Source organism: Microbacterium sp. NPDC012755 (genome assembly GCF_042901325.1).
In the GTDB taxonomy this organism is placed as follows: domain Bacteria; phylum Actinomycetota; class Actinomycetes; order Actinomycetales; family Microbacteriaceae; genus Microbacterium; species Microbacterium natoriense.
Genome location: NZ_JBIBCT010000001.1, coordinates 1,146,506 through 1,160,947, shown reverse-complemented (window position 1 = coordinate 1,160,947; position 14,442 = coordinate 1,146,506). Strand labels below are relative to the sequence as shown.

General features: G+C 69.5%; 6 protein-coding genes. 2 read left to right on the top strand and 4 right to left on the bottom strand.

The window, feature by feature from the left end; translation table 11 throughout:
• Nucleotides 1-36: 36 nt before the first annotated feature.
• Nucleotides 37-2,106 (bottom strand): LPXTG cell wall anchor domain-containing protein, encoded by a 2,070-nt coding sequence (locus tag ACFY5A_RS05520; RefSeq protein ID WP_387232264.1) that lies wholly within the window; start codon nucleotides 2,104-2,106, stop codon nucleotides 37-39.
• A 167-nt stretch (nucleotides 2,107-2,273) separates the two neighbouring features.
• Between ACFY5A_RS05520 and ACFY5A_RS05515 the strand changes: the two genes are divergently transcribed.
• Together ACFY5A_RS05515 and ACFY5A_RS05510 are read left to right on the top strand one after the other, a co-directional pair.
• Nucleotides 2,274-4,811, top strand: a complete 2,538-nt coding sequence (locus tag ACFY5A_RS05515) for an AAA family ATPase (RefSeq protein ID WP_387232262.1) — start codon at nucleotides 2,274-2,276, stop codon at nucleotides 4,809-4,811.
• A 10-nt stretch (nucleotides 4,812-4,821) separates the two neighbouring features.
• Nucleotides 4,822-5,946 (top strand): M24 family metallopeptidase, encoded by a 1,125-nt coding sequence (locus tag ACFY5A_RS05510; RefSeq protein WP_387232260.1) that lies wholly within the window; start codon nucleotides 4,822-4,824, stop codon nucleotides 5,944-5,946.
• A gap of 65 nt (nucleotides 5,947-6,011) precedes the next feature.
• On the opposite strand, the gene ACFY5A_RS05505 is transcribed toward ACFY5A_RS05510, so the two are convergent.
• From ACFY5A_RS05505 to ACFY5A_RS05495, 3 genes are all read right to left on the bottom strand, one after another.
• A complete protein-coding gene (locus ACFY5A_RS05505; RefSeq protein ID WP_387232258.1) occupies nucleotides 6,012-7,142 on the bottom strand; it encodes an aminotransferase class V-fold PLP-dependent enzyme in 1,131 nt (376 codons plus the stop codon).
• Between the two features lie 64 nt (nucleotides 7,143-7,206).
• Nucleotides 7,207-8,319 (bottom strand): DUF5677 domain-containing protein, encoded by a 1,113-nt coding sequence (locus tag ACFY5A_RS05500; RefSeq protein ID WP_387232256.1) that lies wholly within the window; start codon nucleotides 8,317-8,319, stop codon nucleotides 7,207-7,209.
• Between the two features lie 92 nt (nucleotides 8,320-8,411).
• A complete protein-coding gene (locus ACFY5A_RS05495) occupies nucleotides 8,412-14,432 on the bottom strand; it encodes a GH92 family glycosyl hydrolase (protein WP_387232254.1) in 6,021 nt (2,006 codons plus the stop codon).
• Nucleotides 14,433-14,442: the final 10 nt, after the last annotated feature.

Here is a 14,442-nt window from a genome sequence, read left to right as displayed (position 1 = left end):
AGGAGTGCGCGGCCGGGTACGGCCCCGAGCCTCCCGCTATGCGCGCCTGCGTCGGACGACGATGAGCGCTCCCGCGGCCATCAGCGCCAGAGCGGCACCGGCGACGCCGGTCCAGAGACCGGCATCCGTCCCGGTAGCGGCGAGGCCGCCTGAGGTCCCGCCCGCCTGACCCGGCGTCCCGGGGTTCGACGTGCCAGGGCCTGGGGTGCCCGGCTGCGCGGCGGCGGTGACCGTCAGGACGGCCTCGGATCGGAGATCGCCCTGGGTGAGCGCGATCGGATGGTCGCCGGGCGCGACGCCCGCGCGGCGGAGGGTGAACGAGACGGAGCCGCTGGCATCCGCGAGCGCGGCGCCCACTTCCTGACCGTCGAAGAGGACCGCGACCGCCTGACCGGGGGTGAATCCGGTGCCCGCGAGCTGAACACCCGTGGCGGCCAGCGAATCGGTCGCGATCCGCGAGACGCTCAGCACGAGTCCGGGGGATGCCGGATCAGCGGTGACCTGCAGTTCGGCCTCGCCGAGGACGTCTCCCGGTGCGAAGGCGGCGAGCGCCTCGCCCCGCGGTGCGAAGCCCGGCCCCTGCACGAGCTGCACGGTGTGCCTGCCCGGTGCGACATCGGGCACCGTGAACGACGCCGAGCCCGTGCCCGTGGCGGAGGCCGTGAACGTCGCGACCTGGGTGCCGTCGAACAGGACGCGGACCGGGACCTCAGCCGGCAGGCCCTCGGCAGTGAGCGCGATCCCGTCGGCCTCCAGCGCACCGGTCGCGATCTCCGACGGAGTGAGGGTGACGTCGGCCGGATCGATCGGGTCGGCCGTGACGACGACCGTGTCGGATGCCTGCCACTGACCGCTGCGCACGAGCACCGTCGATGTGCCGGCCGCGACGCCAGAGCGGAGGACGGACGTCGCGACCGCTCCGGTGTCGCTGGTGATCGCGGTCGTGACCACGGCGCCGTCGAAGAGCACCTCGACCGGCGCGTTCTCGGGGAAGCCACTGCCCTGCACCTGGATGCCCGCCGACGCGAGCTCCGACTGCGAGATCGTGTCGGGGGTGACGAGCACCGCCGGGTGGTAGACGACCGGGTCGGCCTCGACGGTCAGCGCGGCGGATGCCGACCACTGCCCGCTGGTCAGTGTGATCGTGTGAGCCCCCGGTGCGACGGCTGCGCGGGAGAGCGCGTAGCCGACAGAGCCGTCTGCGCCGCTGTCGACGGTCGTGACGGTGGTCCCGTCGAACGCGATGGTGACCGCCGCGGACGGCGGGAACCCCGCGCCCGTGACGGAGACGCCGGCGCCGGCGAGCGCGGAGACCGTCGTGGTCGACGGGCTCACCGCCGCCGTCGGCGTGTAGGTCGGGTCTGCCACGACGGTGAACGTCGTCTGGGCCGTACGCGCTCCGCTCGTGAATTTCACGACGTGGTCGCCGACCGTGGCGTTCGGCCAGTGCAGGATGACCTCGACGGACCCGTCGGCGCCCGCCGTGCGCGTCGCCGCCTGCTGGCCGTCCACGAGGAGAGCGACCGAGCTGTCCGGTGCGAAGCCGGTGCCCGTGAACCGCACGACACCGGCCGGATCGGTGATCTGCGACAGCGTCGCGGGGTTCGGATTCACCGTGATCTGCGGCGCAGGGGTGCCGTCGACGGCCGCATCGTAGGTGAACTGCGTGCCCGTGCACTGCAGCCCCGCGCCGACCATGTCGGCGGCGTTCGATCCGGAGCTCGTGACCGTGCCGTCGTCGTGGAAGGTCCCGCCCAGCCAGTACTCGGCGTGATAGTCGGCATCGATCTGATAGGTCCAGTTGGCCTGGAAGGTCCCGTCCGCCGCGATGACCGTGTCGGGGATGTCGTTGAACGTGAGCGGAGAGGGGATCGGCGGGTTGAGTCCGCAGAAGATCGTGGAGGTGGTGGCGACGTCCGTCACCTTGCCGTCCGACACCGTGATCGTGATGTCGTACCCGTGGCTGTTCTCCCCGACGTAGACGCCGTCCTGGGTGGCGGCCTGGGCGGGCGCCGCGATCACGACGGCGCTGAGGCCGACGGCGAGGGCGATGCCGGTGCCCGCGCCGAGGAGGCGCCTGAGGCGTGTGCGTAGCTGCGATGTCATCGAGTGGTTCCTGTACTGGGGTCGGCGGACACAATCATGCACAGGCTATGAATCGGGCTGAAGAGCGCGCATCCGTAGAAACACGGCAATTGATCGAATGGTTCGAGAAAAGCCCCGTGGGAAGCGATATCCCACTATTCTCATTCTGTGCGCGGAGGGGAGAGCACATGTTCATCGGACGTCGAGACGAGCTCGATCGCCTGATCACGCACGCCGAGACGTCCGCCGACGCTCCCCACCGGATCATCCTCATCGAGGGACCGATCGGGATCGGCAAGACCGCTCTCGTCGGAGAGTTCCTGCGTTCGGGTCCTCCTCAGCGCACGCTCTTCGCCCGCCCTGATGAGATCGCGACGAACATCCCCCTCGGCGGCATCCGAGCTATCGTCGAGGATCTCCTGCAGGCCGACCTCGCCCTGCTTCTCGCCCGGCGCGCACCGCGTGCCCTGCAGCGCGATGTCCGCGACGCGCTGTCGAGCTCACCGACCGTGCTGGTGATCGACGACGCCCACTGGCTGGACGACCCTGCCGCAGAGCTGATCGAAGGGCTGCTGGCCGACCCCACGACGACGGGTCTCGTTCTCGTGCTGTGCTTCCGAACCGGCACCGTACCCGACAGGCTGCTGCACGCGGTCGCACGCGGAGGCGCCCAGGTGCACCGCATCGGCCTCGCACCGCTCGCCGACGACGAGGCCGCTGACCTCCTCCGTCAGCACGGCGCCGATGACGATGCCCTCGTGGAGCTCGCCGGCGGGAACCCGCTGTTCCTCCGCCTGCTCGCGGATGCCGCGCGGGATGCACCCGCCCGGACCGACGCGCGCGAACCGCTCGAGATCGGCGACGCTCTGCGCGGGGAGTTCAGCACACTGGACGCGCCCGCGCTGACGCTGCTGCATGCCCTCTCACTCACCCCGGCGGTCGCCCCCGCCGCGCTCGCACGACTCGTCCGGATGGATGGCACCTTCTCCGACGGCTCCCCGACCGATGACGCCCTCGCCGACGCGGCCGACCGCCTCGCCCGCCGCGGCCTCATCGACGCGGACGAGCTGAGGATCGTCCATCCGTTCATCCGCGCGGCCGCCTATCGCCACATGCGGGCCGGTGCTCGGCGGCGAGCGCACCGCCTCGCCGCCGAGAGCGCGTCTGACCTGCTGGAACGCGCCTCCCACCTGCAGCAGCTCGGCTCGCATCTGACCGCGGACGAGATCCAGACGATCGTGGATGCCGCGGCGATCGTGACCTCGACGTCTCCGCGCAGCAGCATCGCGATGCTCACGCGAACGACGAGGATCCCGCATCGCGCACGGGACCTGGGGCTGGCGCGTGCGCTCCTGCTCGACGGACGGCCCGTCGAGGCCGAGCGGGTGCTGCGCGAGGCGCATGTCTCGGAGCAGCCGGCAGGGGAGGCCCTCTCCCTTCTGATGCAGTCGCTGCGCATCCAGGGCCGACCCGACGAGGCGTTCGAGCTCGCTCGGGACATCGGAGCGGCGACCCTCGCCCCCGAGGTGATCGTCGAGCTGGCGACCCTGGCCGTCATGCACGACGGCGACTATGAGATCGATGCCAGGGCCTGGCTCAGAGAAGACGACGAGCGGCCGGGGCACGCCACCGCCCTCGCCGGGCTGCGCGCGCTGTCGCACCTCAGGGTGGGGGATCTCGATCGCGGCCGGGAGGCCTACCGCATCGCCAAGGACGGCTTCGAGACGCTCACCGCGTCGGAGCTGCTGCCCGTTCTCGACGTCGTCACGGCGATGGGGTGGTGCGCGCACTTCCTGGCCGACTTCGACGACGGCGCCCGCCTCGTGGAGCGCGGCATCCGCCTCGCCGAGTCGCACGGGCGCTTCCACGTGCTGCCTCACCTCTATCTGATCCTCGCCTTCCTCTGCATCCCCCTGGATCGGTGCGCCGAGGCCGAGGAGCTCAGCGAACTGGCGATAGCGGCGTCGGAGAAGTACAACTGGCCCGATGCCGTTCCGCTGGCGCTCACCGCGTCGCTGGTCGCCGCACCCGGCCGGGTGAGCGCGGAGGAGTTCGCGGCCCGCCACCGGAGACTCGTGGAGGCGGGGCTGCCGCAGATCCTGTGGTGGCGTCGTGTCGTGCGCCTGTTCATCTGCCGCGGTTCGATCGTGCTCGGCCAGCCCGCCGATCTCGAGGCTCTGGAGATCGACCGCCACGACATCTTCGCCTCGCAGAAGCACATCGGTCTGGGTGAGCTCGCCGTCGCGCGGGGCGATCTCGACGAGGCGCTCGCTCACGCCGAGGCGGCCATCGAGTGGGGGAGACGCGCGGACCACCCGTCCCAGAGCGGGCACGGAACGATGTTCCGCGCCCAGCTGCGCGTGCGTCAGGGCAGGATGGCGGATGCTCTCGCCGACGCCCGCGAGGCCGCGGACCTGTTCGATCGAGCGGGCGCCGTGCTGTATCGGCGCTTCGCGGAAGCCGCGATCGCCCGGTTCGGCGCTCCCACGGCCGAGGAGGACGTTCCGCTCGACGCGCTCACTCCGCGGGAGCAGGACGTCGCGGAGCTCGTGGCCGACGGACACACGAACCGCATGATCGCCGAACGGCTGCATCTGAGCCCTCGCACCGTGGAGAGCCACGTCGCACGCATCCTGCAGAAGACGGGGCTGCGCTCGCGCGCGGGCATCGCGCGCCATCTCGACGGCGCGCAGCCTTCCGTTCCGCCGGGCCGACCTGCGCAGTAGCGTTGACGTCGTGAGCACAACGCCGTTCCCCGCCTCCGTGTACGCCGACCGACTCGACCGGGCTGCGGCCCTCGCTGCGGATGCAGGGATCGACGGCATCGTCGTGGGTCCAGGTCCCGACCTGCAGTATCTGGTCGGGGTGGAGGGCGACACGATCGAGCGCCTCACCGCCCTGGTGGTGCGTCCCGGCGCCGCCGCGACCATCGTCGTGCCGCGCATGGAGCTCGCGAAGGTCCGCAGCACCGCGGTCGGCGAGCTGGGGCTGGCCGTCGCCGACTGGGTCGACGGCGAGAACCCCTACGACCTCGTGGCCTGGGCCCTGGGTGCGTTCTCGCGGGTGGGGGTGTCGGATGCGCTGCCCGCACTGCACGTGATCCCGCTCGCCGAACGCCTGGGGGTTCGGCTCGAACTCGCCACCCCGGTGCTGCGCGAGAGCCGGATGATCAAGGATGCCGCCGAGATCGTGGAGCTGCGACGTGCCGGCGCGGCGATCGACGCGGTGCATCGGCGGGTGCCGGAGTGGCTGCGCGCAGGTCGCACGGAGCGGGAGGTCGCCGCGGACATCGCGGAGGCGATCATCGCCGAGGGACACCGCACCGTGGAGTTCGTGATCGTCGGCTCAGGGCCGAACGGAGCGGATCCGCACCACGAGGTGTCCGACCGCGTGATCGAGGACGGCGATGTCGTCGTGGTCGACATCGGAGGCGCCGTGCCCAGCGGCTACAGCTCCGACAGCACCCGCACCTACGTCGTCGGACGTCCCTCGTCTCCCGATGCGGCCGAGCGGATCGCCGTGCTCGTGCGCGCCCAGCAGGCCGCCGTCGACGCGGTGCGACCGGGAGCGACGGCCCAGCAGGTGGATGCCGCCGCGCGCGACGTGCTGACGGATGCCGGCTTCGGCGAGGCCTTCCTGCACCGCACCGGACACGGCATCGGCGTCTCGGTGCACGAGGAGCCGTACATCGCGCCCGGCAACGACCTGGTCCTGCGCGAGGGGATGGCCTTCAGCATCGAGCCGGGCATCTACTTCGCCGGGTCCTGGGGCGCGCGCATCGAGGACATCGTCATCGTGACCGCCGACGGCGGCGAGCGCCTCAACCTCGCGCCGCACGACCTGCGCTCCGTCGGCGGCTGACGCCGGGCGGATCGAGCGTCGCAGCGGGGCCGATCGAGCTCGCCGGGTGCGCGGATCAAGCCCTGTCAGACCCCCATGCGGTCGAGCGCCGCTTCGAGCCGCGCGACCGCGCCGTCGACGTCGGTGAGCTTGTCGAGGCCGAAGAGCCCGACCCGGAAGCTCGAGAAGGCATCGGGCTCGCCGCAGTGCAGGGGCACCCCGGCGGCGATCTGCACGCCCTCCGCGCGGAAGCGCGCGCCGCTGCGGAGCCCCGGATCGTCGGTGTGCACGACGACCACGCTCGGTGCGGCCACCCCCTCCGCCGCCACCGACGGCAGACCCCGTGCGGCGAGGAGCGCCCGCACTCTCGCTCCGAGCTCGACCTGCGCGTCTCGAAGGGCGGCGAAGCCGAGCCCGCGCGTCTCGATCATCTGCGCGAGGTTGTGGGCGATCGTGTCGGTCGGCATCGTCGCGTGATACCCCGCTGTTCCGTCGCGGTAGCCGTCGGAGATCGCGAGCCAGCGCCCGAGGTCCAGAGCGAAGCTCGTCGTGGCGCCGGCGGCGACGGCATCCCGTCCTCGCTCTCCGAGCATGACGTAGCCGACGCCGGGGGATCCGCTCCAGCCCTTCTGCGGGGCGCTGATCAGCACGTCGACGTCGAGCGCCGTCATGTCGACCCACATGGCCCCCGACGCGATGCAGTCCAGCACGAGCACTCCGCCGACCTCGTGCACGGCGTCGGCGAGGGCCCTGACGTACGAGTCGGGCAGCATCATGCCCGCGGCCGTCTCGACGTGCGGGGCGAACACGACGTCCGGCCGGGACGACCGGATCGCGGCGACGACCTCGTCGATCGGCGCGGGGCTCCACTCCGCCTGCGCGTCGTCGCCGTCGGGGCGCGCCGTGCACACGACGACGGATGACGCGATGCCGCCGGTCTCGAGGATCTGCGACCACCGGTAGGAGAACAGCCCGTTGCGGACGATGAGCGCGCGGCGCCCCGTCGCGAGCTGCCGCGCCACCGACTCCATCGCGTAGCTGCCGCCGCCGTTGACCACGACCGCGTCCTCCGCGCCGTACGCCTCGCGCAGGATCTCGAGGGTCTGCTGCATGACCGCGACCAAGCGGGCGGACATGTGGTTCAGCGACCGATCGGTGAAGACCACCGAGTACTCCAGCAGTCCGTCCGGATCGATGTCGTCGTGAGGAAGGCTCATGGGTTCAGTGTGTCAGGTGGGCTGCGCGGAGGGGAGAGCGGATGCCGCGAGACCGAGGTGACGCCTAGATGTCCCGCTTCCGTTCAACTCGATCACACACCCGAAAGACGTAGTCGATTCGACGAAGCACTGGTGCCAACCATCCAAGTCGGTCGAACGATCCATACTTTGGGAATACATCACGGGCAAAGCACTCACTTGCCAGGCCCAGAAGACTAGTTGCATAGCGAATGATCTTCACTGCTTCGTCGACGCCACCCTCAGGTCGCGTACTGAACAGATAAGACGATCCGAAGTCAGTGCTGAGCACCGTCATTGATGGGCCCACGTGAATGGAATGGCTGAGTTCCCTATACTCTTCAATATAGGGCTCCATCGAAACGGCACGCAGAATATCTTGCATCGATATTGATCTACGCCCCTCTTCCTTTCCGGAGATCAAGGGCCTCGCCCATCCGTAGGGCGAGAAGAAACCTCGACCCCAGGCACCCACAATGGCTGAGTCGATTTCAGGTGTCCTGTCTGACATGTTTTCCCAAAATGACCACGCATGATAGCGCTCCGCGATTAGGTGGGCATCGTCATCTTGTCGAGATATCGCAAGTAGCACTGCTACCGTCTCGACGAGTGTGCGAGAACGAGCCTGGGCACCCTCGACGAATCCGGCGTATGCGAGAACCTGGATCTCTTCGTAGAGGCGGACGCAACGAGCATGCAGTGACCCTTGCAGAAGTCCACGAAGTGCAAGACCGCCCAGGATCTCTTGGTGTGGAAGAAGTGCCTCGATGAGCGTGGTCTTATCCTCGCGGAATCTGGCCGCGAATGCATCGACAAATTCACGGTTGAGATTCTCTAAATCGACGACAATGCGGGCGGTGACGCGTCTTAGCGTGCGAGTTTCTTCTCTCATTACCCGATCAGCGTGAACAACAGATCTAAATCGCTCGGAACTTAGGCGCCGGAATCTCTTGGCACCTTGCGGAGCCATACTCGCCCAGAAATACTCATCAATCGTCGCGTGGACCACGTCTTCGTTATCATCCTGAGGATCTTCATCCTCCGAAAGATTCAATCGACTGTCCATTGTTGGCGGACTTGCTTCGGTAAGTCTGATCTGCAGCAAACCGAGTAGACCTTGGGCGAGACCATTCTCATCAACTTCAACTTCGTCGATCACGGTGCAATGTTCCCACGGCCCCGTTCGAACCCTCAACAAGTGGCGAGCCGCCTCCTGAGGACAGAAGAGCGGCTCGCGACCTGAGCGGAGCCTCAGGACTCCCTGCGGCGGCGGGTCACGAGGACTCCACCGGCCGCGAGCAGCACCAGCAGCGCCACGATCAGCACGATCGGCACCGCTCCGCCCGTTCCGGCGAGACCACCGCCGACGACAGCCGCGGCCGTCACCTGCAGCGCGGCCTGGGCGGTGAGGCCCGTGTCGGCGCCGGTGGCGACGACGGTGTGCGCGCCGACCGGGGCGTTCGCGGGCACGGCCACCTGGATGCGGAAGGAACCCGCACCGTCGGCGACCACGTCCGCGAGGTGGATCGGGTCGGAGTGCAGCACGATCGAGACCTTCTCGCCCGCGCCGAAGCCGCGGCCGATGAGCTCGAACGAGCCGCCCTGGACGACGCTCTTCACGCCGACCACGATCTCCGCGTCGAGCACCGGGGTGCTGCGCACGTCGAGCGTGAGCGGGGCGGACGTCGAGCCGAGGTAGGCCTTCGGATCCGACGGCACGAAGCGCGCGATGTAGGTGTGCGCACCCGAGGTCTCGATGCGGATGTCGGCCGTCGCCGTTCCCGCCGAGACTCCGGCGGATCCGACCACGACGTCGCCCTCGAGGAACTCGACCTGACCCGCCGCGCCTGCCGGCTTCACCGTGGCGGTGAGGGCGACGGACTCGCCAGCGACCGGGTCGGTCGCCGTGGTCGAGAGGGCGACGGTCGTCGCCGTGGCGCCGGTCGATCCGGTGACGACAAGCACCGTGGCCCGCGCCTCGACGTTCGAGACGCTGCCGAGGGCGATCACGGGGTGAGCGCCGTCCACGGCATCCGCGGGGACCGTGACGTCGGCCGACACCGTGCCGTCGTCGAGGGCCTTCACGACCACCGGCTCCTCGTCGTCGATGCGGATCGAGACGCTCTCACCCGGCGCGAAGCCCGTGCCGGTCACGTGCACCGTGTCACCCGGCTCCACCTCGGCGCCGTCCACCGTGATCACGGGCTCGTACTCCGGTTCCGGTTCGGCGACCACGATCTGCAGCTGCACGTCGGCCGACTTCACGCCGTCGTCCGCCGTGACCGTGACCGTGTAGGTGCCGGCCGCGGCGTAGGTGTGCGTGCCGGTGACGGCGCCCGAGGCCACGTCGACCGTGGACACGGGAGACCCGTCGCCCCAGTTGACCACCGCGGTCGCCTCGCCGGAGCCGCCCGAGACCGTGGCCAGCGCGGCCTCGAACTCCTCGCCGGCGATCTGATCGGCCACCGTCGAGGCGGTCACCGCCAGCGGAGCGGCGGCGGCACGGTCGCCGTCGGAGGCGATGGCGAACACGTGCACGCGTCCGTCGCGGAGCGTACCTGCCTCCTTCGGCATCGTGAGCGACTCCACGACCTTCGGCTTCCCGTCGGCGTCGAGGTCGATCGTGATCGGCGCGGTCGCGTAGATCGCGGTGTTCTTCACACTGGACTCCGCGCCGGTACCCGACAGGCGTCCCTCGGAGACCGCGACCACCGAGTTGCCGAACGCCGGGCTGCCGGATGCTCCCACCCAGTCGCCGAACGAGATCTGCACGCGCTGCTCGGTGCCGTCGGTGAAGTGCAGCACCGCCTCCGGCTGACGCGCCTTCTCCGTCGCCGTGCCGACGAACGCGAGCTGCGTCGCGCCGGTGCCGAGGTCGAGGCGGATCGTCTGACCCTCTCCGGTGATGTTGTCCGGGGCGCCGGGGGCGACAGCGGGGAGATCGTAGGTGAGGGAGGAGCCGGGGAGCGTCAGGGTCTGACCCTGCACGAACCCGTCGGCGGCGAGCTTGTCGCGGTAGTACCCGTAGCCCTGGTCGTCGCAGTTCGCGGCGGTCAGGTTGAGGTCGCCGATGCACACGCCGTTGAAGCTGCCGACGAGCGTCTCGTCGCGGTAGACCGTGACGGTCGCCGCACCGGATGCCGTGGCGCCCGTCGAGTCGCGCACCACGACCGTCGCCGTGTACGTGCCCGGGGCGTCGAAGGTGTGCGGGGCGCTCACCTTCCAGCCGCCGAGATCGTCGCGAGTGAGCTTCACGCTCGGAACCGGGGTGCCGTCGCCGTAGTCCACCGTGACGGTGTAGCCGGCGGCATCCGTCTCCTCGCCGATGATGGTCCCGAGGCTGCCGGTGAACGACGTTCCCGCCGCGACCCGCTGCGGGGCGGCCGGGGTGATCGAGAGTCCGTCGGCCCCTGCGGCCTTCGCGAACAGCTCGACCTCGGACAGCGACAGGGCATCGCCCGCACCCGTGAGGCTCAGCTTGATGCTCGTGTAGCCGCCCTCGCCGTTCGCCGTGAACGGCCGGGTCTGGGTGTCCCACGCGAACGTCTCGCCCGTGCGTGAATCGAGCTCTGTCCAGTTCACGCCGTCGGTGGAGCCCGAGAGCGTCCAGCTCGACGGGGCGCTGCCCTTCGCGGCATCCGTCAGCGTGTATTGCCCGATCGAGACCGGACCGGACTGCGAGGTCCAGACCAGCTCGGCGGTCGCGCCCGCGAACGTCGTCTTCGAGTTCATGTTGTCGTCGACGAGCGCGCCGACCGGAGTGCCGTCGGCGGCCGTGAGGATGCCGCGTCCGGGCTTGGTCGCATCGACCAGGCTCGTCGGCACCGCGAGCGGCTCCGTGAGGTCCTTCGCACCCCACGCCGAGGGCTGCGCGCTCATCGTGAAGTCGAGCGTGCCGCCCGCACGGACGAGGTCGCCGTCGAACGTGGTGTCGGAGACGGCCGTGCCGTTGATGCTGACGCCGGCGACGTAGTCCTTGCCGCTGGACGCCCCGGGGGCGTTGATGACCAGGTCGGTGTCGCCGATCGAGAGCGTCGCGCTGTCGAACAGGGGCGTGCCGACCGTGTAGTTCCCCGATCCGACCTCCATCGGGTAGAACCCGAGAGCCGAGAACACGTACCAGGCCGAGAACTCGCCGTTGTCCTCGTCGCCGGGGTAACCCTGGCCGATGTCGGAGCCCACGAAGAGGCGGTCCTGGATGTCGCGGATCAGCTTCTGCGCACCGGACGGGTCGCCGGCCTCGGCGAGCACGTAGGGGATGTGGTGGGAGATCTGGTTCGACATGCCCAGCATCCCGAGGCGCACGTCGCGCGCCTCCCGAGCCTCGTGGATGCCGGAGTAGTCGGCCTTCTCACGGGTCGTGAGGAACTGGTGCAGGTTGTCGAGGAGTCCCTGCCTGCCGCCGTAGAGCGCGGCGAGTCCGTCGACGTCGTGGGGAGCGTGGTACCCGAAGGTCCAGGCGCTCGCCTCGGTGAAGGCACCGCCCCACGCCTTCTTGTCGAAGTCCGCGCCGGACGTCCAGGAGCCGTCGGCGTTGCGCGAGGTGAACGTGCCCGCCTCGGGGTTGAACATCTCGACGTAGTGCTCGGCGCGGGCCTCGAAATAGGTGGCCTCGTCCTTCAGCCGCTCGATGCGATCGGCCGGGGTCTTCGGGTCCTCGGACAGCGCCTTCGCCATCTCCGCGATGCCGAAGTCGTTGATGAAGCCCTCCAGGCCCCACGATGCGCTCTCGTGCGTCGTCGCCTCGGTGTATCCGAGGAAGATCGACTGCGCGATGCCCTTGCGGCCGACGTCGTTCGAGGGCGGCAGCACGGTCGCGTTCTTGACCGCCGCGTCATAGGCCTCGAGGGCCGTGTCGGTGTCGAGGGATCCGGCGAGGTACGCCTCGGCGAACGCCACATCGGAGCTCGTGCCGGTCATCAGGTCGGCGTAGCCCGGAGACGACCACCGCGCCACCCAGCCGCCGTCGCGGTACTGCTGCACGAACCCGTCGACGAGGTCCTCGGTGACGTCGGGATACAGCAGCGAGTACAGCGGCCAGGCCGTGCGATAGGTGTCCCAGAAGCCGTTGTTGACGTAGATCTTTCCGTCGACGATCTTGGCGTTGGTCTGGGTGTCGGTCGCGGATCCCGTCGTCGGGGAGACGGGGCTCGCGTACTTGTAGACCGGATCGGCCGCGCTTCCCGTGTTCTCGAACTGCGAGTTCGGGTACAGGTTCAGGCGGTACAGGCTCGAGTAGAGGTTGACCAGCTGCGCGTCGGTCGCGCCCTTGACGTCGTGCACGACGCCGAGGCGGTCGTTCCATGCGGCTTCTACGGCGGCATGGGCCTTGTCGAAGGAGACGCCGGAGAGCTCGAAGTCGAAGTTCTTGCGCGCCTGATCCTGCGAGATGAACGAGGTCGACAGCCGCAGCTCGACGGTGCGGTCACCCGAGGTGTCGAACGCCGCATAGCGTGCGGTGCCGTTGCGGTCGCCCTTGGTGGTGGCGCCGGATGCCGTGGGCTGGCGGTCGAACGTGCCGTACACGAACATCCGCGTGCGCCCCGGCCAGCCGGAGCCGCCGTCGACCCAACCGGTCACGGTGTCGCCGGTGACCGAGAGCTTGGAGGAGTTCACGAGCTGGTCGATGACGACCGAGCTCGCGTCGCCCGTGAACTCGAAGCGGTAGATGGCGCCGTGGTCGGTGGCGGTGACATCGGTCTGGATGCCGTTGTCGAAGCCGACGCTGTAGATGTCGGGACGGGCGATCTCGTTGTCGTGGCTGAACGCGAGCTTGCGGTCGTTCAGCGAGGACGTGGGGTTGCCGTTCGCGGCGGGCATCACGGCGAGCGAGTTGCGGTCGCCCATCCAGATGCTCGGCTCGTGCGAGATGCCGATGCCGTTGAGGGTCGGCTGGTTCTGCGCGTTGTTGGCGCGCTGGTACTGGTACAGCGTGCCCGCGTTGTCGGCGTTGGTCATCGGGGTGATGAAGTTGAAGCCGTTCGGCCAGGCCACCGCCGGGAAGTTGTTGCCCCGGGAGAAGCCGCCGGTCGAGTTCGTGCCGCGACGGGTGTCGACGAACGACACGAGGCCGTCGGAGATGTCGCGCGGCGCGACCTCGGCGATGGAGATGTCATCGAGCCAGCCCGTGAAGGCCGTGCCCGCCGTGGGCACCTCGACGGCGTGCACGTCGGAGCCGGGGTGGTCGTAGGTGAAGAGGACGTCGTCGACCGTGCGGCCGGCGAACTGGCCGAGATCGACGGTCACCCTGTTCCACTGGTTCGGCCACAGGCTGTTCGACTGCCCCTTGGCCTTCGCGTTCGCCGCGTAGCCGTAGGAGTCGACGGCGCCGCTGGTGGAGAGGGTCGTGCCGTCGGTGAACCGCAGGTCGACCGCGACGAAGGTGGCCGCGTACGTCTGCTCGCCGTCGAGCACCGGGAAGACGGAGTACGAGAGGGCGGTGTCGTCGGCGACCGCGATGTCGACGTCGCTGTACAGGGTCGAGGTCGAGGAGGCGGGGCCCGCCTCGAGGGTGCGGCCCGTGTACTGCAGGGCCTTCACACCGGTGAAGCCGACGCCGGTCTTGGCGGTGTCGGAGCTGGCGGGACCGGACCCGGTCGCGAGGAAGAGGTCGCTGGGCGGGGGCGTCGCGCCGTCGACGGCGATGGGCTCCCAGCCGGCGAGCTGCAGGATGTTCTTGCTGGGGTCGCGCACGGCCTGCACGTCGAGACGGTAGTAGGTGTACGCCGGGCTCGGCGTCGCGAGCGTGAAGCTGCGGGTCTCGCCGCGACCGGTGAAGAGCTCGCCGCTGCGCTGGTCGACCGTGTCCCAGTCGGTGCCGTTGTTGGAGCCCTGCACCCGGAAGTCCTTGGGGTCGCGCTCCTGGGCGTCGCCGCCGGAGGTGAGCGTGTAGCGCACCATCGGCTGCGGGGTGCTCAGCTGGTACTGCACCCACCCGGTGTTCTGGAACGCCAGCCACTTCGTGCCCGCGTTGCCGTCGGCGACGTTGGCGGCGCCCTCGTTGGGGGTGTTCTGAGCGGATGCCGTGACTGCCGACACCTGGCCGAGCACGCTTCCGGGGGTGAAGCGGTCGCCGGTGACGTTGACGGCGGCGCCCGTGCCGGTGAGCACGGGCGCGGCATCCGTCGTCTCGAACGACGAACGGAACGTCGTGCCGCCGGCGGCGATCGCCTGCATCGGGGTCAGCATGGCGAGGGTCACGGCGAGGGCGACGCCTCCCGCCGCCCAGGCGCGACGGCCGGGTCGTGCGTTCCTCGGGGATGGAACGGTCATGGTTGCTCCT

What these genes read in the sequence shown, in the direction of transcription:
- ACFY5A_RS05505 (WP_387232258.1), bottom strand. Translation starts at nt 7,142, where the DNA reads ATGAGCCTTCCTCACGACGACATCGATCCGGACGGACTGCTGGAGTAC.
- ACFY5A_RS05520 (WP_387232264.1), bottom strand. Translation starts at nt 2,106, where the DNA reads ATGACATCGCAGCTACGCACACGCCTCAGGCGCCTCCTCGGCGCGGGC.
- ACFY5A_RS05515 (WP_387232262.1), top strand. Translation starts at nt 2,274, where the DNA reads ATGTTCATCGGACGTCGAGACGAGCTCGATCGCCTGATCACGCACGCC.
- ACFY5A_RS05495 (WP_387232254.1), bottom strand. Translation starts at nt 14,432, where the DNA reads ATGACCGTTCCATCCCCGAGGAACGCACGACCCGGCCGTCGCGCCTGG.